Origin of the sequence: Zoogloea sp., assembly GCF_023150065.1 — a bacterium.
GTDB lineage: Bacteria > Pseudomonadota > Gammaproteobacteria > Burkholderiales > Rhodocyclaceae > Zoogloea.
In genome coordinates, this window is sequence record NZ_JAKLLN010000019.1 from 71,783 (window position 1) to 97,410 (window position 25,628).

22 protein-coding genes, 1 tRNA gene, 1 other RNA gene and 5 pseudogenes are annotated in these 25,628 nt (G+C 58.9%); 16 read left to right on the top strand and 13 right to left on the bottom strand.

The window, feature by feature from the left end:
- Window positions 1-21: 21 nt before the first annotated feature.
- From L6Q67_RS18405 to ssrS, 4 genes are all read left to right on the top strand, one after another.
- The gene (locus L6Q67_RS18405) at window positions 22-1,533 is read left to right on the top strand and encodes a cobyric acid synthase (protein WP_296572923.1); all 1,512 of its coding nucleotides are present in this window, start codon (window positions 22-24) and stop codon (window positions 1,531-1,533) included.
- Window positions 1,534-1,565: 32 nt separating this feature from the next.
- Window positions 1,566-1,793, top strand: coding sequence for a hypothetical protein (locus L6Q67_RS18410; RefSeq protein WP_296572926.1), 228 nt, complete (start codon window positions 1,566-1,568; stop codon window positions 1,791-1,793).
- A 1-nt stretch (window position 1,794) separates the two neighbouring features.
- Window positions 1,795-2,091, top strand: coding sequence for a cell division protein ZapA (locus tag L6Q67_RS18415; protein WP_296572929.1), 297 nt, complete (start codon window positions 1,795-1,797; stop codon window positions 2,089-2,091).
- A gap of 35 nt (window positions 2,092-2,126) precedes the next feature.
- A non-coding RNA gene (gene ssrS / locus L6Q67_RS18420) (6S RNA) lies at window positions 2,127-2,308 on the top strand.
- 100 nt (window positions 2,309-2,408) lie between these two features.
- On the opposite strand, the gene L6Q67_RS18425 is transcribed toward ssrS, so the two are convergent.
- A complete protein-coding gene (locus L6Q67_RS18425; protein ID WP_296572936.1) occupies window positions 2,409-2,861 on the bottom strand; it encodes a c-type cytochrome in 453 nt (150 codons plus the stop codon).
- Window positions 2,862-3,002: 141 nt separating this feature from the next.
- On the opposite strand from L6Q67_RS18425, the gene L6Q67_RS18430 reads away from it, so the two are divergent.
- Window positions 3,003-3,079, top strand: a tRNA-Arg gene (locus L6Q67_RS18430).
- Between the two features lie 147 nt (window positions 3,080-3,226).
- On the opposite strand, the gene L6Q67_RS18435 is transcribed toward L6Q67_RS18430, so the two are convergent.
- A complete protein-coding gene (locus L6Q67_RS18435) occupies window positions 3,227-3,442 on the bottom strand; it encodes a helix-turn-helix transcriptional regulator (protein ID WP_366945156.1) in 216 nt (71 codons plus the stop codon).
- A 147-nt stretch (window positions 3,443-3,589) separates the two neighbouring features.
- Between L6Q67_RS18435 and L6Q67_RS18440 the strand changes: the two genes are divergently transcribed.
- From L6Q67_RS18440 to L6Q67_RS18455, 4 genes are all read left to right on the top strand, one after another.
- Window positions 3,590-3,826: a hypothetical protein gene (locus L6Q67_RS18440; RefSeq protein WP_296572941.1), complete on the top strand. Its 237-nt coding sequence runs from the start codon at window positions 3,590-3,592 to the stop codon at window positions 3,824-3,826.
- Window positions 3,819-5,057 (top strand): site-specific integrase, encoded by a 1,239-nt coding sequence (locus L6Q67_RS18445; RefSeq protein ID WP_296572944.1) that lies wholly within the window; start codon window positions 3,819-3,821, stop codon window positions 5,055-5,057. The genes L6Q67_RS18440 and L6Q67_RS18445 overlap by 8 nt, the downstream gene beginning before the upstream one ends.
- Window positions 5,050-6,021, top strand: a complete 972-nt coding sequence (locus L6Q67_RS18450) for a metal-dependent phosphohydrolase (protein ID WP_296572946.1) — start codon at window positions 5,050-5,052, stop codon at window positions 6,019-6,021. The genes L6Q67_RS18445 and L6Q67_RS18450 overlap by 8 nt, the downstream gene beginning before the upstream one ends.
- 140 nt (window positions 6,022-6,161) lie before the next feature.
- Window positions 6,162-6,764, top strand: a complete 603-nt coding sequence (locus L6Q67_RS18455) for a hypothetical protein (RefSeq protein ID WP_296572949.1) — start codon at window positions 6,162-6,164, stop codon at window positions 6,762-6,764.
- On the opposite strand, the gene L6Q67_RS18460 is transcribed toward L6Q67_RS18455, so the two are convergent.
- Window positions 6,752-7,057: a helix-turn-helix transcriptional regulator gene (locus L6Q67_RS18460; protein ID WP_296572953.1), complete on the bottom strand. Its 306-nt coding sequence runs from the start codon at window positions 7,055-7,057 to the stop codon at window positions 6,752-6,754. The two genes, L6Q67_RS18455 and L6Q67_RS18460, sit on opposite strands and share 13 nt — an antisense overlap.
- 163 nt (window positions 7,058-7,220) lie before the next feature.
- Here L6Q67_RS18460 and L6Q67_RS18465 point away from each other — a divergent pair, with 163 nt between their 5' ends.
- Window positions 7,221-8,093 carry a hypothetical protein gene (locus L6Q67_RS18465; protein ID WP_296572956.1) on the top strand — a complete coding sequence of 291 codons (873 nt, stop codon included), beginning with the start codon at window positions 7,221-7,223 and terminating at the stop codon, window positions 8,091-8,093.
- Between the two features lie 53 nt (window positions 8,094-8,146).
- Here the strand turns inward: L6Q67_RS18465 and L6Q67_RS18470 are convergent.
- From L6Q67_RS18470 to L6Q67_RS18480, 3 genes and pseudogenes are all read right to left on the bottom strand, one after another.
- Window positions 8,147-8,569: pseudogene (locus tag L6Q67_RS18470) on the bottom strand (integrase core domain-containing protein); the annotation flags it as partial.
- A 327-nt stretch (window positions 8,570-8,896) separates the two neighbouring features.
- Window positions 8,897-9,271: a hypothetical protein gene (locus L6Q67_RS18475; protein WP_296572959.1), complete on the bottom strand. Its 375-nt coding sequence runs from the start codon at window positions 9,269-9,271 to the stop codon at window positions 8,897-8,899.
- A 30-nt stretch (window positions 9,272-9,301) separates the two neighbouring features.
- Entirely contained in the window at window positions 9,302-9,952 is a 651-nt protein-coding gene (locus L6Q67_RS18480) for a hypothetical protein (RefSeq protein ID WP_296572962.1), read from the bottom strand.
- A 181-nt stretch (window positions 9,953-10,133) separates the two neighbouring features.
- Between L6Q67_RS18480 and L6Q67_RS18485 the strand changes: the two genes are divergently transcribed.
- Complete coding sequence (locus L6Q67_RS18485) at window positions 10,134-10,367, top strand: helix-turn-helix transcriptional regulator (protein ID WP_296572965.1); 234 nt, start codon at window positions 10,134-10,136, stop codon at window positions 10,365-10,367.
- A gap of 682 nt (window positions 10,368-11,049) precedes the next feature.
- On the opposite strand, the gene L6Q67_RS18490 is transcribed toward L6Q67_RS18485, so the two are convergent.
- From L6Q67_RS18490 to L6Q67_RS18520, 7 genes and pseudogenes are all read right to left on the bottom strand, one after another.
- Complete coding sequence (locus L6Q67_RS18490; RefSeq protein WP_296572968.1) at window positions 11,050-12,804, bottom strand: bacteriohemerythrin; 1,755 nt, start codon at window positions 12,802-12,804, stop codon at window positions 11,050-11,052.
- Window positions 12,805-13,551: 747 nt separating this feature from the next.
- A complete protein-coding gene (locus L6Q67_RS18495; RefSeq protein WP_296572970.1) occupies window positions 13,552-15,171 on the bottom strand; it encodes a methyl-accepting chemotaxis protein in 1,620 nt (539 codons plus the stop codon).
- A 539-nt stretch (window positions 15,172-15,710) separates the two neighbouring features.
- Window positions 15,711-16,013: a hypothetical protein gene (locus tag L6Q67_RS18500; protein ID WP_296572972.1), complete on the bottom strand. Its 303-nt coding sequence runs from the start codon at window positions 16,011-16,013 to the stop codon at window positions 15,711-15,713.
- 104 nt (window positions 16,014-16,117) lie between these two features.
- Window positions 16,118-17,200, bottom strand: a complete 1,083-nt coding sequence (gene ltrA / locus L6Q67_RS18505; protein WP_367171654.1) for a group II intron reverse transcriptase/maturase — start codon at window positions 17,198-17,200, stop codon at window positions 16,118-16,120.
- Window positions 17,201-17,239: 39 nt separating this feature from the next.
- Window positions 17,240-18,322 (bottom strand): annotated as a pseudogene (locus L6Q67_RS18510) (ISAs1 family transposase).
- Window positions 18,323-18,608: 286 nt separating this feature from the next.
- Entirely contained in the window at window positions 18,609-20,537 is a 1,929-nt protein-coding gene (locus L6Q67_RS18515) for a PAS domain S-box protein (protein ID WP_296572974.1), read from the bottom strand.
- Between the two features lie 127 nt (window positions 20,538-20,664).
- Window positions 20,665-20,784: pseudogene (locus tag L6Q67_RS18520) on the bottom strand (transposase domain-containing protein); the annotation flags it as partial.
- Window positions 20,785-21,037: 253 nt separating this feature from the next.
- Between L6Q67_RS18520 and L6Q67_RS18525 the strand changes: the two are divergent.
- From L6Q67_RS18525 to L6Q67_RS18545, 5 genes and pseudogenes are all read left to right on the top strand, one after another.
- Window positions 21,038-21,247: pseudogene (locus tag L6Q67_RS18525) on the top strand (integrase core domain-containing protein); the annotation flags it as partial.
- 222 nt (window positions 21,248-21,469) lie between these two features.
- Window positions 21,470-22,738 carry a PAS domain-containing hybrid sensor histidine kinase/response regulator gene (locus tag L6Q67_RS18530; protein ID WP_296572976.1) on the top strand — a complete coding sequence of 423 codons (1,269 nt, stop codon included), beginning with the start codon at window positions 21,470-21,472 and terminating at the stop codon, window positions 22,736-22,738.
- Window positions 22,739-22,767: 29 nt separating this feature from the next.
- A pseudogene (locus L6Q67_RS18535) lies at window positions 22,768-22,965 on the top strand (transposase); the annotation flags it as partial.
- Window positions 22,966-23,432: 467 nt separating this feature from the next.
- Window positions 23,433-24,560 (top strand): ISAs1 family transposase, encoded by a 1,128-nt coding sequence (locus tag L6Q67_RS18540; protein WP_296573014.1) that lies wholly within the window; start codon window positions 23,433-23,435, stop codon window positions 24,558-24,560.
- A 472-nt stretch (window positions 24,561-25,032) separates the two neighbouring features.
- Window positions 25,033-25,173 (top strand): hypothetical protein, encoded by a 141-nt coding sequence (locus L6Q67_RS18545; protein WP_296572979.1) that lies wholly within the window; start codon window positions 25,033-25,035, stop codon window positions 25,171-25,173.
- Window positions 25,174-25,628 lie beyond the last annotated feature (455 nt).

The following is a 25,628-nucleotide window of genomic DNA, read 5'->3' on the forward strand; positions in this document are numbered from 1 at the left end:
TTGCACCCTGGATTGTAAGTCATGCGTCAAGCCCGCACCCTGATGGTTCAGGGCACCACCTCCGATGCCGGCAAGAGCACCCTGGTCGCCGGCCTGGCCCGCCTGCTGTGGCGGCGCGGCGTGCGGGTCGCCCCCTTCAAGCCCCAGAACATGGCCCTCAATTCGGCGGTGACGGTGGATGGCGGCGAGATCGGCCGGGCCCAGGCCCTGCAGGCCATCGCCGCGGGCCTCGAGCCCCACACCGACATGAACCCGGTGCTGCTCAAACCCTCCACCGACATCGGCGCCCAGGTCATCATCCATGGCCGTGCCGTGGCCAACCTGTCGGCGCGGGACTACCACGAGTACAAACCCCGGGCCATGGCTGCGGTGCTGGAGAGCTACGGCCGCCTCGCCAATGCTTACGAAGCCGTGCTGGTGGAAGGCGCCGGCAGCCCCGCCGAAATCAACCTGCGCGACCGCGACATCGCCAACATGGGCTTTGCCGAAGAAGTGGACTGCCCGGTGATCCTGGTGGCCGACATCGACCGGGGCGGCGTCTTCGCACATCTGGTCGGCACCCTGGAGCTGCTCTCCCCCACCGAACAGGCCCGCGTCAAGGGCTTCGTGATCAACCGTTTCCGGGGCGACATCGGGCTGCTGCAATCGGGCCTCGACTGGCTGGAGGCACGCACCGGCCGCCCGGTGCTGGGCGTGCTGCCCTACCTGCACGGCCTCTTCCTGGACGCCGAGGACGCCCTCGCCGACGCCCGCGCCGACAAGGGTGAAGCCCGCCTGCGCGTCGTCGCGCCGGTGTATCCGCGCATCTCCAACCACACCGACCTGGACGCCCTGCGCCTGCACCCGCAGGTGGACTTCAGCTGGGTCGGCCCGGGGCAGGCCATCCCCGCCGCCGACCTGATCGTGCTGCCCGGCTCCAAGGCCGTCCAGGCCGACCTGGCCTGGCTGCGCCAGCAGGGCTGGGAGGACGCCATCAAGCGCCACCTGCGCTACGGCGGCAAGCTCGTCGCCATCTGCGGCGGCTACCAGATGCTCGGCCGCCAGCTCCACGACCCGCTGGGGCTCGAGGGCAAGCCCGGCAGCGTCGCCGGCCTGGGCCTGGTCGACGTAGAGACCGAACTCGAAGCCGAGAAGCAGCTGCAGACCGTTTCGGGCAATCTGCACCTGCCCGGCGCGGCCCCAGTGAGCGGCTACGAAATCCACATGGGCGTGACCCGCGGCCCGGCCCTGGCGCGCCCTGCCGTACAACTCGCCGACGGGCGGGCCGACGGGGCCCTGTCCGACGACGGGCAGATCCTCGGCACCTACCTCCACGGCCTCTTCGACCACCCGGACGCCCTCACCGCCCTCCTCGCCTGGGCCGGCTTCCGCGATGCCGCGCGGGTCGACCTGTCAGCCCGCCGCCAGGCCGATCTCGACCGCCTCGCCGACAGCCTCGAAGCCAGCCTCGACCTGCCCCGCCTGGCCACCTGCTTCGGCCCCGGCGCCGCCGCCGAGGCGCTCCTCACCGCCACCCCGGGCACGCTTGCTTGACCGCTCAACCGCCCCTCTCTACCATTCCGCCCATGGACGCCGATCTCGCCTCTCTCGAACAAAAGCTCGAACAATTGCTCAGCCGTCATGCCGCAGCCCAGGCCCGGCTGAACAGCCAGTACGCAAGCGCGCAAACCGAAAACCGCGCCTTGCAGGAGCGGGTCGACGCCCTGGAATCCGCCAATCGCGAACTCAACGACAAGCTCGGGCTGGTGGGCAGTCGCCTCGAAGCACTGCTCGCCCGCATCCCGGAGGCCTGATATGGAACAACTCGACATCAAGCTTCTGGGGCGCGAATACCGCGTCGCCTGCAAGCCCGAAGAGCGGGACGGGCTACTCGCCGCCGTCACCTACCTCGACGAAAAAATGCGCGACCTGGCCGACAAGACCAACTCCGCCGGCGAACGTCTGGCGGTGATGACGGCCCTCAACATTACTCACGAATTTCTGCAATTTCAGCGTGCCGGCGGGTTTGACATCCCGACGCTCAAGCGTAGAATCGAACGCATCAACAGTCGTCTAGACGGTGCCCTGGCAGAGCAGGAAACGCTCTTCTAGCCCACCCAAGGTGGCTGAGCAACACAGGTTTGATTAATCCCCTGCGGTGTTGGTCAAGGCTTAATATTCCTTGAACCAATGTCTACGTGACATGGATCGCTGCCCAATGAAACCGCTGGTGTGCGCGCTCCTCGTCGAGTGTGCCTGATGCGGAAGGAATGCGGCCCCCCTGAACTCCGGTTCAGGATGAAGGCCTGACGGCATGCGCGGGGGACCCAACAAAAAAGCGCAGACTTCGGTCTGCGCTTTTTTACGTTCATTTTTTGCGTCCTGCGCCGGCCCGTAACCCGAAGGCTACGAACCGGTACTGCGAAACCTCACTCCGGCGCCTTGAAACCCGCACCCGCCTTGTTGGCCAGGAAAGCCACGGCACGCTTCAGCTCGTCGTCGGTCAGATCGGCAGCGCCACCCTTCGGCGGCATCGCGCCCTTGCCGGCTGCAGCCGACTTGGCCAGGCCCTCAAGGCCGGCACCCAGACGGGGGCCCCAGGCACCCTTGTCGCCCGCCTTCGGCGCACCGGCAGCACCACTGTCGTGACAGGCGCCGCACACGGACGCGTAGATCTGCTCACCCTTGCGGCTGCCCGGAGCCGCAGCAGGCGCCGCCTGCAGGGAAACACTTGCCACCGGCTGAATCAGCTTGGCAGCCAGCTCTTCATCGACCGCGGCCTTCTTGCCACAACCCACGAGCTGGGTTGCCATCACGGCAACACCAAGAGAAAGCGCAATCCGCGCGTAGGAACGGACGGGGGAACGACGAAAATCCGACATGCTGAATTCCTCGAGAACGGGCAAGATTTAATAAAGCATTGATTATAGCGGGGGTATCCGCTTTCTGTCAGGCAAAGCATGGACTCCGGACCCGATTCGCGCTATCCTGCGCGCCTCGAAAGCAATGCTGTCGAAAACCGCGCGCCCGTAGCTCAGCTGGATAGAGTACTGCCCTCCGAAGGCAGGGGTCGGACGTTCGAATCGTCTCGGGCGCGCCACAAATTCAATGGGTTAGATCGAAAGATCTAGCCCATTTTTGTTTTGTGCCCCCGCCGTGCCCATCCTGTGCCCATGCCGTGCCTCGCACTCTGACAGCTTTTGCCCAAAAGCTAGGAGTCGAGTGCTGCTTTCCGTGCCTCTATTTTTCACGAACCCAAATCGTCAGGCACTCGCTCAAACAAATCCCCTACCCCACACGCAAACAAAGCGCAGAGACAATCGATCGTCTCCATGTCTACCCGGTTGGCCGTCTCGTTGTATAGCAGGGTAATCGTGTTGCGGTGTAGGCCCGTTTCACGGGCAACGTCAGCAATCTTGAGCTTCCGCTCGCCCATCATCCGGGACAGGTGGCATCGGATCATTCTTTCCTCCAGAACAAAAAGTCATCTTGAATGACAAAAATGGATTGACAACGACTTTCTGAGAGATAGAATGTCATTCAGAACGACAAAACGCCTAGCTGAATGCGTTTTTGCAGTTCTGCGTGATTTTAATTCTTGGAGACCGTCATGTCACTGACCTACCTCACCACCGACGAGTTGTCGGGCCTCATCAAGTACGACCCACGAACCATCCGAGAACGCCTCAAGGACAGCGTACTCCTTGAGGGAAAGCACTACATCCGCCCGTTTGGTGGCCGGAAGATTCTGTACATCTGGGAGCACATCGAACGAGACATGGGCCTGAAGTCGGCCGGCGACAGCTTCGCCATCCCGATGGCAAACGGAGGTGTGTGTCATGGGTAGTATTCGTCGGCGAACCGACAACAACCTACTCTTTCTGGACTTCCGCTACCGGGATATTCGCTGCCGGGAACAAACCGCTCTCCCCGACACAGCCGCCAATCGGAAAAAAGTCCAGAAGGTACTCGACCGCATCGAAGCCGACATCGCCGCCGGCACCTTCGACTACCGTCGCTACTTCCCGGCCAGCAAGAACGCAGCGCGTTTCGACGCCGCACCGGCCGGGACCGTCACGGTGACCGCAACGGCACCGAGTGCACCCACGGTCGCCCCGACACCTCTTTTCAAGGACTTCGCGGAGACCTGGTACCTGGAGAAGGAAGTGGAGTGGCGCAAGTCCCACCGGATCACCATCCGCAGGGAACTCGACAGCCTGATTTCCCGCTTTGGGGAGATGGCGGTCGGCCAGATCACCAAGGCTGACGTACTTGCCTACCGCGCCGAACTCGGCAAAGTAACCGCGCGGGGCAAGGAAACCAAACTGTCTGCTGCACGGATCAACAAAATGCTGAACCCGCTCAGGCAAATCCTCAACGAAGCGGCCGACCGCTTCAATTTTCCCACGCCTTACCAGAACATCAAACAGCTTCGTATCAAGCGGACCGATGTGGATCCCTTCTCCCTCGAAGAGGTGAAGTCCATCCTCGCCACCGTACGCGAGGATTTCCGCGACTACTTCACCGTGCGCTTCTTCACTGGCATGCGCACCGGAGAGGTGGACGGCCTCAAGTGGAAGTACATCGATTTCGAGCGCCGACTGATTCTGGTCCGCGAGACGGTCGTCCTCGGCGACGAGGAGTACACCAAGACCGACGGCTCTCAACGGGACATCCAGATGAGCCAGCTCGTGTTCGACGCCCTGAAACGTCAGCAGGCGGCGACGGGGAAGCACTCGGACTTTGTCTTCTGCAACCGCCTGCACAAGCCGCTGGATCACAAGAACGTGACCAACCGGGTCTGGTATCCGCTGCTACGTCATCTGGGCCACAAGAAGCGGCGCCCCTACCAGTGCCGCCACACGGCCGCGACCCTGTGGCTCGCCGCCGGCGAGGCACCGGAGTGGATTGCCCGGCAGCTCGGCCATACCACCACCGAGATGCTGTTCCGGGTCTATTCCCGCTACGTCCCCAATCTCACCCGTCGTGACGGCTCAGCCTTCGAGCGGCTGATCACTCAATCGATCGCCAGCCAGGCCCTGCCCGTTGAAGCGCTCAAGGAGAACTGCGATGTCTGAGGTCAAAGTCACTTTCAGTACGAGCCGCCTGCCAGGCGCAGATCAGCTTGTGGATCGGCTCCCCCCGGTGCTCCGCATTCAATCGATTGCGCGATTCCCCTTCGATGAGCGCCATATGCTGTGTCAGGCCGTTCTGTTTCACGAGCAGGCAGGCCTGAAGGTGGAGTGGCTGTGCCGCCAGCCCGACAACCGACTGACGGCCGGCGCGCTGGTGTCGATCCGCTGGCTCGGTCGCCCGGTGTCGACGACGGGCGCCATCCGGATCTCCCGCCTCGTCAAACTGGAGCGACCGGAAGCCAGCTTGAATCCCTTTGCCACCATCCCCCACAGTTGGGTCAAGGACAGGCCTCTGGTGGCACGTGCAGCCCAACTCTGGGAAGGCTTGGGACGACCGCTCCAGCATCTCTTCAACGCGATCTTCTGGGACCACCACCGCTTCGAGCGCTATCTGGATGGACCGAGCTCTCTGGCCGGGCATCACAATGGACGCAACGGCAATTTCCGCCACGCGGTCGAAGTCGCCGAGCGGGCGTTGGCGCTCGCCAGCCATCATGCGGAAGCGCATCTTCCTGTCCTTCTCGCCAGCAGCCTGCTGCACGACGCCGGCAAGGCCGAGGAGTACCGTTTCAATGGTCGCCACCGTCGCTTCGAGATGACCGAACGCGGCACCCTCCTCGGCCACAAGCACACCGTGCTCGAGTGGATCGCCGCCGCCCGCGCCCAGCACCGGGTGATCGTGCCGGAAGCGCACTATCTGGCGCTCCTGCACGCCATCACCGCCGCCAAAGGGGCGCCAGACTGGCTCGGGTTGCGCGAACCGCTCAGCCTTGATGCCCACATCCTGTCCATGGTCGATCGCCTATCCGGCCAGGCAGATCTGGTCGCCCGCAACGCGCCGACACAAGGCGGGTTCGGTGCCTACCACCGACACCTGGGCGGGCGGCCTTATGTCCTGAGGGAATGAACTCAGCCCGGATCGGCTGCGAGGCAAACGCTCAGTAGCAGGTCGCAGCTTTCGCTTAGGGTTTGGGGACGATTCGCTATGCTGTTCATGACAGCGGACGTCCCGTCACTCCCCTCCCCCGACATCGCTTGGAGACGCTCATGAATCATCATGAGGACGACGCTCGTCCATCAATTCCGCCACTGCGTGGCACCCGCATTTCCCGTTCAGTCCTCCTCTCCAATCCACGACTGATTGGGATCTGGAGAAAGCACTTCGACGAAACCAGCTGGCGCCTCTACGCCATCAGCGTCTTTGCTCCCCACGTTCTGGGCCACCGCTACGCTCTGGAAGAACCCCGGTACCTAAAAGCCTACGTCCAGCAGCAGGCCCGCAAGGTCGAGAACATGATCGGCTGGGCTCGGAAGCAGCTCGAGGCGAACGGCTTGCAGGAAGGTGAGCCAGGCGCATTGGAACATCTCGACACCGACATCCGCAGCCCTCTGGCCAATGCCTATGCCGATCTCTTCATCCGGGCGGATCTGGCAATCCGACTGCTTGACGCATTGTGGGTGCAAGGAGGACTGACTGACTCCGGGCATCAGGAGAGAACGCGTGCGGTACACGGCGCGGCACTCGGGATTCTGGGGGAAACCCGAAGAGCTCATGCGCGGTGCCGGCACAGAATCGAGGTGCAATACCTCGGTCGTGAGGCTGCGGCGCCGACGGGCGCTCGACCTAAACCGTCAGCTCACCCCTCCTGAAGCTGGGTGAGCAACTCGCGGAGTCGATCCGGGCTGCATCCACCGAGAACGCGGATCAGCTCCGCCAGGTCGTCCTCGGGCTCATACAGGTAGGAAACAGGGACATGGAGTTCGGCGGCAAGGCGCTGGGCCATCTGCAAGTCGGGCACGTGCTTGCCACGCTCGTACTGATTGATCCGGGCACTGGCGACGAACCGGTCGATACCGGCAAGGATGCCCAGCTGCTTCTGCGACACACCCTTCGACTCGCGGGCTGCCCGAAGGCGCCGCGCAAACACTGACCTCTCGTCCATCCTCGTCCCCTGCACATGAGGACTAAGAGATTCTTAGGAACTACACCTATGGCATACTAAGGAATACTTAGCACCTAGATCGTTGGACTCGAGCACCAAGACTCCCTCGGCGGGGAGTCCATCAAAAGACATTCCGTCAAGCCACTCAGACAAGGACAAAAGCATGAACAAATTGGCCCTCACGCTGGCTATCAGCGTCACTCTTGCCGGGTGCGCAACCAAGCCAAAACCTCACCCGCCCTCCCCGGTGAAACACCAACTCCAATCCCTACCGATCGAGCAGCGCTACGGGATTCCGATCTACCTGAAAAATACCAATGGCACCTGGACAGCGTCGGAGGTTGGGGATATCAACAACTCGAATACCGAGCGGGTGAAGCTGTTTCCGAAGGCGGATTGGAAGGCGGATCCGGACTTTCCGAGAGGTGGCTGGGACACCACCTGCAAGCCTGGATCCGAGGTCAGGTCTTCAAAATCGGGCGACTACAACCGCTGCAACTCTCGGCTCTTCGTCAACGAGGACGGCAACAGGATCCTGGATCGCAGCCTGCTTGAGCGAATCCTGGCCCAGACGGGTGCAGTGGAAATGGTTCGAGGCACCGAGCCGCTCTGGCAATACAGGGCGCGCTTTGAGGGGATCCGCAACACCACGAATGAAGTCGCCATCAAAGCCTTCATCGACACCTACTCAAGCTACGACCCGGACCATGTGATTAAGCCTCTTCAGGCGCGCCTAACGGATATCGAACGGCAAGCTATGCAAAGGCGGAACTATGCTGCACAGGAGCAAGAACGGATTGCCTCAAGGCAGACAAGACGTGAGGAGTATGTTCGCAGCCTGAAGATCGGCGACACGATCGTGGTCAAGTCGGAACCGGTCGTGAAGTACTCGGAAGAAGTACGGACCTACACCATGCGGTCGCTCGAGTACCGGGGCCTGATCATCGACATCAAGGGGCCGCTTCTCTATGTTCAGTGGCAGAACAGGGAACCGCGAATGGAGTGGATACCGGCGTCTTCGGTGTCGCTGCCCTGAACCCAAGCTACCCCGAATTGAATCGGGTTCTGAGGCCCCATACTCGGTTGTGGTCAAGTATTTTCAGACACCCCGATAGGGTGTTTTTCTGCCATGTCCCGCTCATAAGCAGTGGGCGACAGATAGCCCAGTTTCGAATGCAGCCGGACGCTGCTGTAGAAGCCGACGATGTACTCGGTGACGTCGCATGTGGCCTCTGCGTGGTTGGCGTAGTCGCGCTGCCAAACCCGCTCCGTTTTCAGGTTCAGGAAGAAGCGCTCCATCACAGCGTTGTCCCAGCAGTTGCCCCTGCGACTCATGCTCGCGCGCAGACCGCGGCGTTCGAGCAAGGCCCGGTGGGCCGCGCTGGGTGATCGCCATCTGCAGCGCGGAGCAGACCAGTTCGGCAGGGGCGCCATGGCCCAGCCGACGATCTTGCGCGAGAAGAGGTCCATCACCACGGCCAGGTACAACCCGCCGCTGCGCGTACGCAGATACGCGGCTGCTCCGCAGTCAGTGGCTTGCCGATCTCGTTTTGGCCCTGCAACTCGGCCTCAAAGTGCGCCAGCCAACGACGCACCACAGTCTCGCCCAGACTCTTGTCACGACAAACCTGCCTGACACTCAGGCCCTGATCCTAGATCATCTTCACGACCTGAAGCTTGAACTCCGTATCGAACGGAACGATCTGCGCTTTTTGCTTATCAATTTCTCCTCGGTGGGTGAATCATCCACCTATCGAGGTGTCCGGGAAAATTAGACCACTACAGAGAGCTCCAATCCACCTTGACTGCCACCGAGAAAGATCGCGAGGTCTGAGGTGATTAACCATCCCTCGACGCCTTGGATTGCGCCGCGCGTTTAAAAGCGAGATGTTCTTGAATCGCCTCGACTAGGCTGACCCCACTCAGAAGACACAGACCAACCAATCCCCATGCTGCACTCTCACCGAAGCTCAACCAGAAGAGCCCTGCGAGCAGCATCGCCACCAATGCAACAATAATGCGAGGAACAGGCTGAGGAAGCCACGCCAGCACCGCATAAGCAAGGGAACTCATGAGAAGCATGTACGCAACACCTCCCATGTGGCTCCCTGTCTGGTAGAAGTCAAACGCCTCAATCGAGAACTGACGCCAGGGCATGAACCACAGCCACATCCCCCCGATGCCCAACAACGTCCCTACAACACGCTTATCCATCTCGCCACACTCCGTCCGGTCAGGTGCTCTTCACTTGTTGGCACTTCCAGCTTGATTCACAAACGCACCCTTGAAGGCCTCTGGAATGTAGCTGTCCACGACCGTCACCTGCCCACCAACAGACTCGGCAGCCAAACGCAGATCGTTCATCGCACGGGGGATGAACTGGCTTGAATCCCCGATCAGGGAGCGGGCTGCAGCAGATCCGAGGGCCTGGGGAGTCATCCCGCCACTTGCCTTGACGAAAGTCGCGTAAACGTCGATCTGATAGCCACTCTTGTATGGCAGAACGCAGACGAAGAAGCTCGTTCTCTCACCGTACTGCGCCATGCTCGTACTGTCCGAGGCCAGAGTCATGAGCGCATCCTTGCAGACAGGAACACGCACGTTCTGCGCTTGCGCGGCCAGCAGGGCCCCCATCTTTGTGCCGCCAAACGGATCTTTCAGTTCAAAGCGCCCCGGGGTCTCTGGGAGCACCGCAGGTGGAATGTCTCTGTTCACCCGAACCTGACTCGAGTGCTTCTGAACCGCTTCAAGCACGGCGTTCAACAACCTGGTGCGATCCACACTCACAGGCTGCACATCGTAGATAACGAAGGTCGATTCGGTCTGGTAGGTGGGCTGCATGGAAGCACAGCCCGCCAGGGAGGCGGCGGCCACGGTCAGTATCAGCTTCTTCAATCTTGAATCCTCTGGGGTAGTCATCATGGGCAGGCTTACCGGAGCCTGACGAGCCCTCCACTCCTTCTTTGCCAAGCAGCCTCAAGGCCGAAATCGAACAACCGAAGGAAAGCCAACTCGATTGGCATTATGCTACTTTTAGAGTGTCGATTCAAAGAGCGCATGACGGTTTACTCGGTGGGTGACCACCGAACACCTTCCCACGCCTGAGCAAGCACTCGGCCTCGTGATCCGCAATCGCCGGAAGGTGCGCGGCTGGTCGCAGGAAGACTTGGGGTTCGAGTCAGGGCTGCACCGCACATACATCGGGGTGCTGGAACGAGGGGAGAAGAACATCTCCCTGCGGAACTTGATTCTTGTGGCCTCAACTCTGGGAGCCAAGGCATCAGAGCTACTCGATGAGGCTGGCCTGTAAGCGTTCTATCTCAGCGAGCCTTCAATGCCAGGATATTTCGACGCAGTGGCAGAATGGGCGAGTTCGGTTGCCAGTGCGACCGACCGACACCTCCCAAGAAATGCTGGCTGACGTAGACTCTGGCCACTCTGTCGTGCAAGCATGGGCGGAACACCTTGGCACCGACCAGCCACAACCAGTGCCACATTGTTAGTCGGTCCTGAAATATTCAAGTCACCGCCCCCGGCCGCCTACCCGCCGGCCATGCCCCCTCGCCGCTGACCACCCACCCAAGCATCCCGACCAGCACGAAGAGCGCAAATGAGCTTTCAGCCCCAGACGGGCCACAGCCCGCATCAGCCAGCACAGATTGAACCCCACGGCGCACAACACCGGGTGCAGCACATCGCCTGCCGATCCTTTGAGCCAATTGCTGTCGTAAACCGAAAAATAACACAGACGGTTCATCGTTGCGCGCATTGATCTGGGTCCCGCTTATCCATCGCAGTCCGGATTCACTTTGAACGGCGAAGACCCTTTACCTGCATGCCTGGCTCGTCTATCACATTTGTCCCATAGCAGAACAACATGCTCTGAGGCTACAGAGTTCCTAGGAAACCCGGGGAGACTCATTACGCCACTTCAGCGCAGTCTCGTTATCTAAATTCTGCGCTTGCATTTCCCCAACACATTCCTCTCCCTATCACTGAGGAATCCATCTTGCAAGAACTGCATAAAGAAGGTCGGGATCCACAGGTTTGGTTACAAAGTCGTTCATCCCGGCGTCCTTACAGCTTTTTCTGTCCTCTTCAAAAGCACTGGCAGTCATCGCAATGATTGGCATGGTCATACCGAGCTTACGGATCTCTCTTGTTGCCTCGAGCCCCCCCATAACCGGCATCTGCATGTCCATCAGAATTAGGTCGTAAGAAGAATCTCGGACTTTCTTCATCGCCTCAGCTCCGTGACTGGCGATTTCTATATTTAGGCCCGCGCTTTCAAGTAACTCGGCGGCGACAAGTTGGTTTATTTCATTGTCTTCAACCAACAATACACGACTACCGACTCTTAACGTCTGATCAATCTTTGAGATTACGTCAGAAAAGGTCGCCGTACCATAGTCGAGCGTCAAGGCGAACCAGAACGTACTGCCTGAGCCAGGAATGCTTCTCAAGCCAACCTCTCCGCCCATTAGCGTAGCTAACCGCTTCGTAATAGCAAGCCCAAGGCCGGATCCCCCAAATTTTCGGGTGGTGGACATATCAACCTGCTCAAACGCGTCAAATATACGTGCTTGATCTCCTTCGGGAATGCCAAGCCCGGTATCTTCCACTTCAAATCTTACTTTTATCTTCGAGTCAAGACGTGACTCCTCCTTGAACTTGAGAACAATACGACCACACTCCGTGAACTTAATGGCATTGCTCATAAAATTGATGAGAATCTGACCAACTCTTAATGGGTCCCCTATCAAGGAAATTTTTCTCAACGACTCATCTACATCGAAGACAAATTGCAGCCTTTTTGCGCGCATGCCTTCACCGAACATGCTGTTTATTTTATCGCACAGGGCGCCAATGTTGAACGAAATAGCTTCAAGCTCTATACGGCCTGCTTCAATCTTTGAAAAATCAAGAATGTCATTGATAATTTCGAGCAAATGCTTGGCTGATTCGGAAATATTTCTTATTTTTTCCACGTGCTCCATATCCTGAATGCTCTTTTGCAAAAGGTGCGTAAGCCCTAGAATGGAGCTCATCGGCGTACGGATCTCATGACTCATGTTAGCCAAGAATGCACTCTTCGCCTGATTCGCGACTACAGCTTCGTCGCGCAGGCGCGTCATTTCTTCTTTCGCCGCACGTAGCTCTTCCTCAGCTTTGATACGTCGATTGATCTCACGGGTCAGTTGAATGGTTCGGTTGGCCAGCTTGTCGTACATCCCCATGACCGTATCGATCAGGACGTGGGTCGCCCCCGCCATCTCGGCGTTGGCCAGCTCCTTGGCCTGCTCCAACGATACTCCCGATGGCAGGGCAAGAACGACCTTAGCCATGCGCTTATCGGACTCAATGATGTGCAACGCCAACCAATTAGTGAGAAAAGCGACAATTTCTTCGATCACCTCGTCCGTCGTCTCCTCGCTCTCCTTAGCCTTTATCTCCAACAGCTTAGCAACAAAGTCGCCATGGGCCTTCCTATGCCACTCATCCCACGGGTCATTCTCGAAATAGTGGTGCCATATATTCTCTTCGGTTAAAAAATGAACGACTGTGTACTCTCTCAGTTCGTCAAATATCTTGTTCAATGTCGGCGCATCGGACTGGAACGCCAGATGTCCAACAAGCACATTGAGCAACTCAACCAAGCGCTTATGCTGCTCGTCGACAATCTCAATACCCGTCGCGAAATTTTCATTCCACGGAAAAATATCGACCAAGTGGGAACTAGCTGACATAGCTGAACTCATTTCGTGTTGCACATGCTATAAAATCGTCATCCGACTGCCCGCTCATCAAGTTAGTTCTAGCAGTACAGGCATCGCGAGCCGGTTGCCGCATAACTCGCCTGAATTACAGACTCGGCATCTCAGATGAGCATATTGATCGAAAGTCCTGCATGGCATCTTTTCAACCTCGCCCCTATTGAGAACCTTGTCTTTGCGCGTAGCGGCTAGACTACGGAGGAGCATTACGCAGGCTATAGCCTACCGCCATGCATTAGACGTAGGCCAAGCAGCCATCTGCGCGTCTCCTGAATGCGCCCCAATCACCTTGCAGCTATTCAAAATGAAGCACCACAATTTCTCCAATACCTCTCCACCAGCATCATGAACCCACTTTCGGGCGTCACCCTCAGCAAAAAATATTTTCATATGCCTCATGCTCATTTTTGACGATAGACGATGCTGCTCAAGAACACTAAGTCCGCAGGCAATTCTTTTGAATTAATAACGGCCAGCGGGAATTTTGAAGCAATGAGTCGGTTGCCGCCGTGCACAGGCCTTCGGTGCGGCTGATCGTGTAACACTCCAGATCCGTGAAGTCTCCGATCGCATAGTCAACGTCAGTAACACGCGAATCGGAGGGCACAGCAACTGCGTGGGTACAAAGCTCCTATCCGCTGACGACCTCGCAGAAGCGTGAATAGACTCCGCGCTCTTCCCATTTGATTTCGTAAGGCACTACCAACCCTACGAATTTGATTAAACGGTTCTGAATCTTGCTACAGACGTGCTTAACGCGGTTGATACCGAAGTGAGCTCTTCAGCGGTCACGGAAACAGTGCGCACAGCGGCAACATTGCGCTCCGAAAGCTGAGCCACCTCTTCCACGTTGCGCGACAAGTCGGTTGCGGCCTGTCGTTCTTCGTCTAGTGCGTCACTGATATCTTGTATTGACCGCATGACAAGCGATGCCGACTCCCGGATTTCATTCATTGACTTAGCTGCGCGGTGTGCAGTCCCGACGACCTCCGTCACCAAGTGACGACTCGTGCGCATACTTTCGACAGATGAGTTGGCACCCACGTGAACTGCTTCAATCACGGCCCCAATCTCCTTCACCGACGAGCCCGTCCGCTCAGCCAGTTTCCGCACCTCATCGGCCACCACAGCAAAACCCCGACCCTGCTCACCCGCCCTAGCAGCCTCAATGGCGGCATTGAGAGCCAACAGATTGGTCTGTTCGGCGACATCTCTAATTACAGTGGTGATCTTGTCGATCTCGAGCACACGATCGGCCAGCAGAGCAAGCTGCCCGGCCGTACGTTCCACTTGTGATGCGACCTCGGCGATGCGAGCGGCCGACACTTCCACTTCATCCGCACTGGTGCGAGCCATATTTTCGGCATGTGCCGCTTCCCGTGCGGCGTGGCTTGCACTAGTGGCAACGTGCTCAATGGAAACCGTTAGCTCCTCGACTGCCGCCGCTGCTGCCGAGGTTGAGGTGGCCTGCAACTCGGAGCTCGATGACACATCGTTTGCCGAGTTAGCCAACTGACGAGACGAATTCATCACTGCGCTGGAGCTGTATCCAATATGGCCGACAACATCCAACAAGCCGCACCGCATCTGCTCCAGCGTCATTAGCACGCGGCCAATCTCATCCGAAGGGCCCTCTATCGCGCTAGCCGGGGTTGCGCGAAGATCCCCTGATGAGACTTGGCGGATAAGCTGATCGGCCAGATCGAGCTTTGCGGCAATGCGTCGTGTGATCTGAAATCCGATTCCGAGCACAAGAACAGCAACGGCGAGGGCAAGCCCTATCATTGCTTTCAGCGCAGCTGATTTTGTCACTTGAGCGCGATTCGCAGCTTCATCTCCGAGCCGCTTGTTGTAGATGATATGCGCATCCAAAAGCTCTGCAATTTGGCGGGAGAGGCCCGTGTCGGCGTTCAGCCCATTCTCGGCTTCGAGCGTCTTGCGCTCATCCGACAAGCGTAGGAGCTGATCCGCACTTTGCGTGTGAATCTTGAAGAGTCGCTGGCTTGCTTCAAACAGCTGACGATCCTTGTCATCGGAAATCAGGGGTTCGTATGCTGCGTAAAGTTTCTGGATCTCGCTCCGGATTTCTGTGATCGATGTCCTGATCTCCTGCTTGTCCGCGTCGGAGCTAGCAAGGACGTGGCGGTAGGTGCGGGCACGCTCTTGACCGATCCGTGTGGAGATGCGTCCGAGCAGCTCGGTACTCGGAACCGTATTGACGTTTGCGTAGCCTGCCGCGCTAAACAGGCCTTCGGTGTTGAAGTAGCTGATAGTCGTGAGCGCGATCAAGCTGAATATTGCCGCAGCGATCAACAGCTTTAGCTGGGTTGAAATGGACACGACCTCTCCTTCATAGACGAATCTGGGAACTGATTAGAAATACTCAAAAAGACCTATTGCAAAAATGGTTATTTTATGCAGCTCTCGCACTAGATTACACTCGGATAGGAGTTTTCACGCTTCCAGATGCATCTAGTTCATGCTGTTCAGGCAGGATGAGTAGCACGACGAAGCTGAGGACGAGATCCGCGATGCCGGATGTGACCCCGTTCAGAATTCGAACGACATATCTACATCTGTCGACATCTTCGCTATTTTTGTCCACAACGGCGGCAATATGGCTCCGAATAGCTCCTTGCACGACCTCCACCACAGTGGTTGTATTTGACATAAAGCTTGGGTCCCACTTCCGTGTCAGCACCGTCCCCTTCGTTAACTGTAAATTAATGTGAAATATCGATAGAACACCTAAGCCACACTACCTCCTTGTGGGTATGCTTCGTCGGCCGAGGTCCGCGAACAAGTGCTAGAGCAGTTCGACAGCATCCGTGCCTGCCCTCCTACCTGTAGTGAGGGCCTGCAGCACTTGAGCGAACGTTTCATCGAAGCGTCCTCCAGATGTGATGCACGGCATGATGTGCTGCACCGAGGAGTTCACCGCCGCGCTGATTTCCGTTTCCTGGCGTTGACAGATGTTTAGCCAAGCGCAAGCCTTCTCCGGCTCGAACGCGAGCCCCATCCACGACGAGGACGCGGCCGATCGTCGTGCTGTCCGCTGCGGTTGAACAGGCCGGGTCGAGATCATGACTTGACGCATTGCGCCGCATGCCGCCTCGAACCAATTCAATTATTTTTAATATTTTTATATTTTTTGTTAAATTTAACAAATAAATATTTCGCATGTCTCCATAAGACTATCTCGCTTCACACGTGACGATTACTCTCCGCCCCGCCCCCCGCACAGATCCGTACGTGCGGCATTACCGCATACGGCTCCTGCCTTGAGTCATGACGCAAAGCGTTGATGCGGATACGGGTGGAGCACCCGGGCCCGCGGGAGGTAGCGTTCGACCAGACGCCCGAACCGGGCCCAAGGCATTCGTCTACGCTGACTTCGCCGTCGCAGCGCATGCAGCCACGCCCGGGACACGTCCTTGCGGAACGCATCCAAGCGGTTAACATTGCCCGGTACGGCGTGGTAGTTGAAGTAGCCTTGGACCACGCGCCGCAGCCAACGACCAACCACGGGGATCGGTTCGTGCATACGGCGCATCAGCGCCTCTCGGATCGCCTTGAGGCGGGCACGCATTCGCTTCGCCGAGCTCAGCCGCTTCAGTTGGAACCAGCCGTTCGACCGAGATTTCCCACAGATGTGGGTGAACCCCAGGAAGTCGAACGTCGGTGGCTTTGCAAGCCCAAGCTTTATGCGTGCCTGGGCCGCGAAGCGACCGAACTGCAGCACGCGCGTCTTGTCCTCGTTCAGCGTCAGCCCGAACTGGGCGAACCGCACCTTAATGTCCTCAAGGAATCGGATCACGTCGCTCTTGCTCTCAAACCCGAGAACGCTGTCGTCAGCGTACCGAACGATCACCACGTCCCCTCCTGCATGGCGGCCTCGCCAGCGATGCGCCCATAGGTCGAAGACATAGTGCAGGTAGATGTTCGCCAGTAGCGGCGAGATCACTGCCCCTTGCGGGGTACCCACCCACACATCGGTCCTGTTCCCGTTTTCGACAACGCCGGCCGTCAACCACTTGCGGATCAATCGCAAGACTCTCGTGTCGCCGATCCGGTGCTCGAGGAATCGCATCATCCAGGCGTGATCGACGGTGTCGAAGAATGCCTTGATGTCGGCGTCGAGCACCCAGTTCACGCGCTTCTTCTGCATACCCACCACCACTGCATCCAGCGCTTGATGCTGGTTGCGCCCTGGCCGGAAGCCATACGAGAAGCCGAGGAAGTTCGCTTCGTAGATCGGCGTGAGCACCGACACCACGGCTTGCTGGACGATCTTGTCCTCCAGCGCCGCGATGCCCAGCGGGCGCTGCTTGCCGTCCGCCTTGGGGATGTACTCCCTGCGGGAGGGCAACGCCCGGTAGCCAGGGCTCCCGCAGCTACCCATCCGACATCAATCCTCCTCCTCATCGCCGTCGGTCTTTGGCTCAACCGCCAACCCCAGCAAGGCAGCCCGAAACTCATCCGAGGTCGCCGCCAGCAATCGCTTGGTCTTGATGCTGGTTTTGACCGAAGTGTTCAACCGGATCAGGTTCAACGCGATATGGCGCACCAGCGCGAGGTTATGGGCAACGTGGCCGGTGCGTGCGCGGGCGTAGTCATCGCCAAACTGAACATCCAGGCACCAGTGCAGCCGGTTCTCCACTTCCCAATGGCTGCGCACGGCGCGCATGAACTTCTCGGCGTCCGGGGCCAGGCTACTGATGTAGTAGCGGCGTTCAACGCTCGTCCTGTCACCGATACGGCGTGTGTGCTCGACGAGGGCGAAGCTCTGCAGCTCGCGCCACTGATCGCCCTTGTAAAGCCTGTCGCCCGCGTCGAAAGCCCAGCAGCGGCGCCATTCTTCCCGGCCGTGTCCCGTGTTGTGGCTCTCCCAGTTCGAGGCAGCCTGCAGCACTCCGCCAACGCCTGCCTGGGCCAGCAGGATCGAGTCGAGCAGCTTCGGGTGGTTGTCCTTCACGCACAACACGTAGTCGGCGCCCCGCTCACGGATCTCGTCTGCGATGGCTGTCTGAGTGCCCATTGCATCAATGGTGAGAACCCCGCAGAGGCCGACCCATTCGGCCAGCGTCGAGCGCGCGAGCGCCATTTCCGCCCGGGCAAAGATGCCTTCCTGGCGATAGAGCGGCAGGTGATCGGCGTATTTGGCGACCAGCACCTGGGCGAGGAGCCCGGCGGTGGGCAGGCCCTTGTCGATCACCTGTGGCGGAACCGGCGCCTGGCGGATCGTCTGGCAGGGGCGGCAGGCCCACTTGCCGCGCACATGGCTCTCGACAGTGAAGATCCCCGGCGTGTAGCCGAGCTTCTCGCTGACGTCCTCGCCGATACGCTGCATCGGGCAGCCGCAGGCGCAGATGGTGGAGTCCGGCTCATGGCGAATCTCGGTGCGCGGCAGTTCAGGTGGCAGCGGCGCGCGCTTGGGTTAGCGAGCTAAGCGGCTGGGGGAAGATGAGTTTGCCGGGGGCTTACGCTCTATCGGCTACGCGTCGCCATCGACCGCGTGCTGGCCGATCCGAAATGGATCCTGGCCATCCAGTCCCAACTGCGCATCGGGCAGCAAATCGAGTATTTCGATGCCTGAGCCAATCAGCAGTGTTCAGGGCAGATTCTAGAATTCAGGAAGAAAGAGGTCCTGATCCGCCAACTCTAGCGGACCTCGGGGAAAAGTTTGTTCAATTAGGTCATGCTCAATTCTCTCAGAGTATCGGGCCAGCACCAAATGCGGGACGGCTCACCATTTCGCTGAAGTTCGTCCTAATCACTTAAACAAGGTAAGGAGACAGTACCCCCCCCTTCCCGGCATGTTTCGCTCGATACATCCAGTGATCTGCCTCTCTGAGCAACGCAGCAGGTAACCGCTCCTCTCCTGATGCGTGGACGACCACCCCAATACTCGCACCAAGCTCCACGCTCTGGCCATGGAAGTGCTGCGGGCCAGAAATAGCGTCCAGAATCTTCTCGGCGACTCGCAAAGCATCGGGGTAGCCGCTCATCAGTCCCTCCAAGACCACGGCAAACTCATCCCCGGCAAAGCGGACCGCACAATCCGTTTCGCGGATGCAGTTCTTGATTGCGGCGGCCACCCTGCATAGCACCTGATCTCCCGCCTCGTGCCCAAAACGATCGTTCACCGCCTTGAATCCGTCGAGGTCGAGGAACAGGAGGCCCAAGTATTTCCCGCTGCGATCAGCCCTGGCCATCGCCCTCGGCAGTACCTCGGCCAGCGCCCGCCGGTTGAGCAAGCCCGTTAGCGCATCCTGCCGTACTTCATGCTCCCGGCGGATTTCTGCCTCTTTCCTCTCTGTGATGTCGTGCAGGAAGGCACTGAATACGGCCTGTCCATCGATATCGAGGGCTTTGATGCGTACCTCTACCGTGAGCGTCGAACCGTCCTTGCGACGAGCAGGGATCTCCAGGCGCTGATCGAGCATGGTCGTTGCCCCGCTTGCTCGGTATCGACTCAGACCAGAACGGTGCATCTCAGCCATGCCAGCAGGCACGATAAGCTCTTCCAGTGGCCGGCCCATTGCCTCTAAGGCAGACCACCCAAAAATGTTCTCAGCCTCCTGGTTCCATGCGGTGACCAAGCCAGCTTGATCCAGAGCGATGTATGCATCGTAGGTGTTCTCCAGGATGGTCCGGAGCTCCGCCTCACGCTTGCGGAGTTGGCGTTCCGAGTTGATCTGTTGGTCAATGGCCTCGACTAAGCGACGATTTGCCTCCAGCAACTGAGCCGTTCGATCCTCGACTTTTTGTTCAAGCTCACGTTGCAAGGCAGCTAGGCTATCCTCAGCGATCTTCCGGGAATTGATATCCTTGATGATGGAGATGAAGTACTCCAACCGGCCTAACGCATCCGTTTTCTTGGTGACGCCCAGAGCAATCCAGACCACCTGCCCATCCTTACGCAGGTAGCGCTTCTCTATGTGGTAGTGATCAATCTTGTCGTCGATCAGTTGCTGAAGCAGTGACAAGTCCGCACTAAGATCACCCGGATAGGTGATGTCCTGAATGGTCAGCTTCATCAATTCGTCGGCCTCATAGCCAACAATGCTGCACAACGCGTCGTTCACGCTGATCCAGGCACCATTCGGTGCAACCAGAGCGATCCCCACAGAGGCGAGTTCAAACATCGACCGGTAGCGGGCCTCATTGGCCTGCGCGGCCTCCCGAGAGCGCTCGAGACGGCTAGTCGTCGCCATCAAGTGTTCCCGCAACTGGATTTCATTGCTGACCATCTCCGCAAGATCACGCAAGGTGTCCAGTTCATCCGGCGTCAAGTTGTGCGGCTTGCTATCTATCGCACACAGGGTGCCGAGTCGATGGCCTGCGGATGTCCTTATCGGCACCCCCGCGTAAAAGCAGATATTCGGCGCCCCCCTCACCAAAGGGTTATCTGAAAAGCGTTGATCCAAGCGCGCATCGGGAACAACCAGAGGTTCTCCTCGCAGGATCGTATGAGCGCAAAACGCCACGTCGCGGGGCGTCTCATCCACATCAAGACCGACCTTCGACTTGAACCACTGGCGGTCTTCGTCAACGAGCGAAACTAACGCGATTGGAACATGCAGGGACCGCGCCAACAGCTTTGTCACCCGATCGAATTCGGGCTCGGGAAGCGAATCCAGCAGGTTGAGGCTTCTCAAAACCTCTAGTCGCTGCTTCTCATCTGATGGGGTCGGAGCAATCATGCGCACTGCTTTTCAGAGAATGACGGATCAGCCTGAGTCTAAGTCAAAGGGTGGCTGATGCTATTGAGTACAGCACGCGGATAGTGATCTGTTCGTAAGCCCCCGGCAATCCCCTCTTGACCGAGCCTCAGGCTGAATCCGGCCTCCACCAGTGCGGCAACAACTCCCCGATCCGACTCCGCGGCTGAGTCGGCAGGCGGGTGAGGACATCCTTCAAGTAGGCGTAGGGCTCACGCTCATTCAGGCGTGTGAAGGTTCAATAGGTTCTTTCAGGTGGTCACCCGGAGAGATTCTGAGAGACTGGAAATCGCCAAACCCCCAGTCACCTCGAGAGCCTGCCCCGGATGAACACTCACAAGAATGCCCGATTGACATCCCTTCGTCGCCTGGAAATGGTTCAAGCCATCACCGAACAGGGTCTGTCTGCATCGCAGGCGGGGGCGGCGCGCCGTGACCGCCCGCAAGCGGCTCAGCCGCTATCTGGCCGCGGGCGCTGCCGGCCCCAGACCAACGGCAAGGCTGAGCGATTCATCCAGTCCGCCTTGCGCGAATGGGCCTACGGGCATGCCTACGCAAACTCGGAGCAGCGGCGCGCCGCATTGCCGCTCTGGAATCACTTCTACAACTGGCACCGACCTCACCACGGGATCGGCTGCCAAACACCCAGCTCTCGCCTACCTGGTGACGGAAACAACGTCTTGACTCTTCACAAGACTGGACAAGGCATAACCTTCTGGAGACTGGACATGGGCAGTCGCCATTACATGGCGGAGCATCACGAGCCCCAAGAAACGCCAACTCCAAGGACTAAATCATGAAGCCGAAGAGCATTTATTAACCCAAGAGTGATAGGGTTATTATCGGCGTGCCTTACGCGACAAACACGCTATGTGGTCCTTGACACGTCAGCCTGCCCGATATTGTCTTTTCCCATGACTACCCCGACAACGCCTGCCCCCGACGGCATAGTATCGCCGAGCACTTCGATCGATCCCCTTGCCTCCGAACTCGCTCGCCTTCAGCACATCAACGAATGGCATGGGCAGGCTTTAGCTTTTGCCAATATCGGTCTGTATCGCTGGGAGTCTGCGTCCGATCAGTGGTTCTGGTCACACGAGATGTACGACATCAGGGGATTCCCTCGAGACCCGCGGTTCGCTACCCCTGCCGACTTCTACGCCCGCGTACATCCCGACGACCAAGAGCGAGTGCTAACCGCAGAGATTGCCTGCAAGGAGGGGCGAGCACCTTTGGACGTGGAGTACCGCTTCTTGCTGCCCAGCGGCGATCTTCGCTGGCACCGAGAGCGGGCCAACCTGGTACGCCTCCCAGACGGCAAACACGAGATTTTGTCCGGTGCATTGATAGACATCACCGAACAGAAACGCGCCGCACTTGAACTCGAGCGTCGCCAGGATCACTTGGAGGCCCTGGTGGACGATAGGACTGCCGCGCTGCGCGTGGCCAAGGATGTGGCCGAGAGCGCTCACCGCGCCAAGAACATGTTCGTCGCGAATGTCAGCCACGAACTGCGCACTCCCCTGAACGCCATCATGGGGATGACAGACCTGGCCTTGAGACGGGCTGAGGATCCCAGGCTGCAGGGCTACCTCAACAAAGCGAAGCAAGCCTCACGGCGCCTGCTAGCTCTCATCAACGACTTGATAGACATCGCCGACATTGAGGCCGAGCGAATGTCACTTGACATCAAAGTATTTCAACCAGCCATGGTTGCAGCGAGTCTCAAGGAAATTTTTGGGCCGGCAGCAGCCACGAAGGGGTTAGCCCTCACTATCGAGGTCGCCCCGGACTTGTCGAATCGAACCACCTATGGGGATCCAGTCCGGATCACGCAGGTTGTCCGAAATCTGGCGGACAACGCAATCAAGTTCTCGGAAAGGGGAAGGATTACTATCCGCTTCCGCATCTCCTCCGAGACATCAACCCACCTCAGCCTTCACTGCAGTGTGGAGGACGAAGGAATGGGTATTCCTGAGGCCGACCTGCAGCGGATTTTTACTCTCTTCGAGCAAGGAGACGGCTCCTCTACTCGGCGTCATGGCGGCACGGGGCTCGGCTTGGCTCTTTGCCGCAAGTTGGTGCACCTGATGAACGGAGAGATTGGCGTCACCAGTCTGCCAGGGGTAGGTTCCACGTTCCATTTCACTGTGCGGCTGACGTCCAGCACACCGAAGCAGTAATCACCGCAACGGTGCCACCGGCAGAGAACGAAGACGGGCCTTTGCGGATCGAGGTGCCGCGCAACCGGGCTGGCAGTTTCGAGCCGCTGCTCATCCCGAAGTACGAGCGGCGCTTTACCGGCTTCGATGACAAGATCGTCGCCATGTACGCGCGCGGGGTGACGATTCGCGAGATCCAGGGTTTCCTGGCCGAGCAGTCTGGCACCGAGGTTTCACCTGAATTCATCAGGGTACTGACCCAGCCCCTCAGCTACTTGGGAGAGTTCGCGTTGCCGCGGAGATCCTCGACCTTCTCGACGATGCCCCCGGGCCCCGCCCAGTCCAGTGCGATGAGCTTGAGGTGAAAGACCTGTGCCTCTCCGGTCTTGGTGGTGGCTCGCCACATAGTGGTAGTTGAGAGCTCAAAAATGGGCCCCATAGGTGTTTTATAGGATGACATGGGAGCATCCTAAGCACAGAGGCGTCGGAGCGCTATGACTCAGTTCATTGCAAACTGGCGCCGCTGTACCACCAGGGGTCAGGGCCTACGCACTTAATTGTCATCAGCCGCGCCGCTTACTCCAAATGCATTCACGCCACCTGAAAGTCGTTCACGTTCATACGCTTGCAGCCGCACCTTGTGGACGGCGCGCAAATCGCGTCTACTCTCGTCTTTTGGACGACGATCATGGAAACGCCCGCGCCGATGCCCCTGATGAGCTGCCTTGCCGAGATCAACGACCCGCGCCGGGCGGGCTATGCGTGTCGCCATGACCTGCAGGATATCCTGGCGATCGCCGTCTGCGCGGTGCTCTGCGACATGAACAGTTTCGAAGAGATGGCGTTCTGGGCCGAGCACAAGACGGCCTGGCTCAAGCGTTTCCTGAAGCTCGAAGGCGGCGTTCCGTCTCACGACACCTTCAACCGGGTGTTCCGCATCCTTGATCCGCGCGCCTTCGAAGAGGCCTTCCGGCGCTGGGTGGGCCGGCTCGTGCCGGCCGTGGCCAGTGGCACCCTGGCGGTCGATGGCAAGACGGTGCGCGGTTCGGGCGATGGCGCCGCCTCGCCGATCCATCTGGTCAGTGCCCTTGCCACCGACTGCGGCCTCGTGCTGGGACAACAGAAGGTGAACGACAAGAGCAATGAGATCACGGCCATCCCGGAGCTGCTCGATGCGCTCCTGATCAAGGGCTACCTGGTCACCATCGACGCGATGGGCTGCCAGAGCGAGATTGCCGCGAAGATCCTGGAGAAGAAGGCCGACTACCTGCTGGCCGTCAAAGGCAACCAGCCCGGCCTGCAGGTGGCGCTGCAGGAGCGCTTCGGCCTCGCTCAGCGTGACGCGCTGCACGAGGCGTGGCACTCTGCCCAGCTCACCGAAGAGTCCCATGGCCGCTTCGTCTGGCAGGGTTTCTGGGTGGCAGAAAACAAGGATGTCGTGGATACCGAGCGCTGGCCGGGCTGCAAGATGCTAGGCATGGTCGAGTCCCTGCGAAAGGTCGGCGACAAGGAGTCGGCGCCCGAGCGCCGTTACTACATCAGCTCCCGGGTGATGACGGCCGCAGCCTTCGGCAAGGCAGTCCGAGCGCACTGGGGAATAGAAAATGGGGTTCACTGGATGCTCGACGTGAACTTCCGCGACGATGCCGCCACGGTGCGCAAGGATCATGCGGCCGAAAACCTCTCGCGCTTGAAGCGGATCGTGCTCAACCTGCTCAAGCTCGAAACGGCCACTCTGGCCCAGTTCGGCAAGATCAGCCTCAACAAGAAACGCAAGCTCGCCTCCTGGGACGACAGCTACCGGATGGCAATGTTGGGGATCAAACCGGCGCATGACAATTAAGTGCGAAGGCCCTGCACCAGGGGTCGCGGTAGGGACGGGGATAACTCCCCGCCCCCGCACAGATCCGTACGTGCGGCACTACCGCATACGGCTCTTGCCTTGAGTCATGACGCAAAGCGTTGATGCGGGTACGGATGGAGCACCCGAGCCCGCGGGAGGTAGCGCTCGACCAGACGCCCGAACTGGGCCTAAGACATTCGTCCACACTGACCTCGCCGCCGGAGCGCATGCAGCCACGTCCGAGACACGTCCTTGCGGAACGCATCCAGGCGGTCAGCACTGCCCGGTACGGCGTGGTAGTTGAAGTCGCCCTGGACCACACGCTGCAGCCAACATCCGACCACGGGGACCGGTTCGTGCATGCGTCGCACCCCTTCTCCATGCTCTACAGCGTACTCTCAGGTAGATCTGGCGCTTGATCCGTTCGCGCTTGAGCAACTGAAAGGAGCTTTCCACCACGGCGTTGTAGGTGATGTCGGTCATCAAGGTCACGCCGTCGCCCATCCGCATCATCCCGAAGGGGCTGCTGACCGAATCGGCCCGCGCGTGGGTGGTGACATCGAAGTACATGGATGGGCTGTCGAGGCTGGTGGGCGGTTTCGCAGGGCGGTGACGTAAGGGCAGGCTTCACCTAGTTAGTGTCCTGATCTTTGCGAAGTTGGCTCAGATCCGAGTCATTTTCCTGGCTAGGGGTCCCCAAATTTGGGGAGCTCAAATTCTCCATGCAGGTCGGTCAGCAATGCACGGCGTTCCGAATGTGCCGCCGCCAAGACAATGAGGAGCCTCGAAATCGCGGAGCTGGTCGATTCTCGCCACGAAAGCGTGAAGCGCGCGATTGAGCGCTGCGCAGAAAAGGTGCAATCACGTTCCCACCGCTGGTGGAAACGTCTTTCAAGGGAGTAAACGGTAGAGGTCAAACCATCAGCGTTAATCAGCTCGACAAACGCTCCAGCCTGATTGTTGTTGCCCCGCTTTGCCCGGAATTTACCGCTCGCATCGTGAATCGCCGGTAAGCGCTCGAGGCCCAAGCCGCTACCGTCCCAGCCCAAGTTTTCAAGATCCCGTCCA

Bases quoted from the DNA above. Each gene is read 5' to 3' on its own strand.
- L6Q67_RS18405 (WP_296572923.1), top strand. From the start codon at position 22: ATGCGTCAAGCCCGCACCCTGATGGTTCAGGGCACCACCTCCGATGCC.
- L6Q67_RS18460 (WP_296572953.1), bottom strand. From the start codon at position 7,057: ATGGACGAGAGGTCAGTGTTTGCGCGGCGCCTTCGGGCAGCCCGCGAG.
- L6Q67_RS18455 (WP_296572949.1), top strand. From the start codon at position 6,162: ATGAATCATCATGAGGACGACGCTCGTCCATCAATTCCGCCACTGCGT.
- L6Q67_RS18500 (WP_296572972.1), bottom strand. From the start codon at position 16,013: ATGCGAAATATTTATTTGTTAAATTTAACAAAAAATATAAAAATATTA.
- L6Q67_RS18475 (WP_296572959.1), bottom strand. From the start codon at position 9,271: ATGGATAAGCGTGTTGTAGGGACGTTGTTGGGCATCGGGGGGATGTGG.
- L6Q67_RS18410 (WP_296572926.1), top strand. From the start codon at position 1,566: ATGGACGCCGATCTCGCCTCTCTCGAACAAAAGCTCGAACAATTGCTC.
- L6Q67_RS18435 (WP_366945156.1), bottom strand. From the start codon at position 3,442: ATGATCCGATGCCACCTGTCCCGGATGATGGGCGAGCGGAAGCTCAAG.
- L6Q67_RS18545 (WP_296572979.1), top strand. From the start codon at position 25,033: ATGTCGGTCATCAAGGTCACGCCGTCGCCCATCCGCATCATCCCGAAG.
- L6Q67_RS18450 (WP_296572946.1), top strand. From the start codon at position 5,050: ATGTCTGAGGTCAAAGTCACTTTCAGTACGAGCCGCCTGCCAGGCGCA.
- L6Q67_RS18415 (WP_296572929.1), top strand. From the start codon at position 1,795: ATGGAACAACTCGACATCAAGCTTCTGGGGCGCGAATACCGCGTCGCC.
- L6Q67_RS18530 (WP_296572976.1), top strand. From the start codon at position 21,470: ATGACTACCCCGACAACGCCTGCCCCCGACGGCATAGTATCGCCGAGC.
- L6Q67_RS18490 (WP_296572968.1), bottom strand. From the start codon at position 12,804: ATGTCAGCTAGTTCCCACTTGGTCGATATTTTTCCGTGGAATGAAAAT.
- L6Q67_RS18425 (WP_296572936.1), bottom strand. From the start codon at position 2,861: ATGTCGGATTTTCGTCGTTCCCCCGTCCGTTCCTACGCGCGGATTGCG.
- L6Q67_RS18465 (WP_296572956.1), top strand. From the start codon at position 7,221: ATGAACAAATTGGCCCTCACGCTGGCTATCAGCGTCACTCTTGCCGGG.
- L6Q67_RS18445 (WP_296572944.1), top strand. From the start codon at position 3,819: ATGGGTAGTATTCGTCGGCGAACCGACAACAACCTACTCTTTCTGGAC.
- L6Q67_RS18440 (WP_296572941.1), top strand. From the start codon at position 3,590: ATGTCACTGACCTACCTCACCACCGACGAGTTGTCGGGCCTCATCAAG.
- L6Q67_RS18515 (WP_296572974.1), bottom strand. From the start codon at position 20,537: ATGATTGCTCCGACCCCATCAGATGAGAAGCAGCGACTAGAGGTTTTG.
- L6Q67_RS18540 (WP_296573014.1), top strand. From the start codon at position 23,433: ATGAGCTGCCTTGCCGAGATCAACGACCCGCGCCGGGCGGGCTATGCG.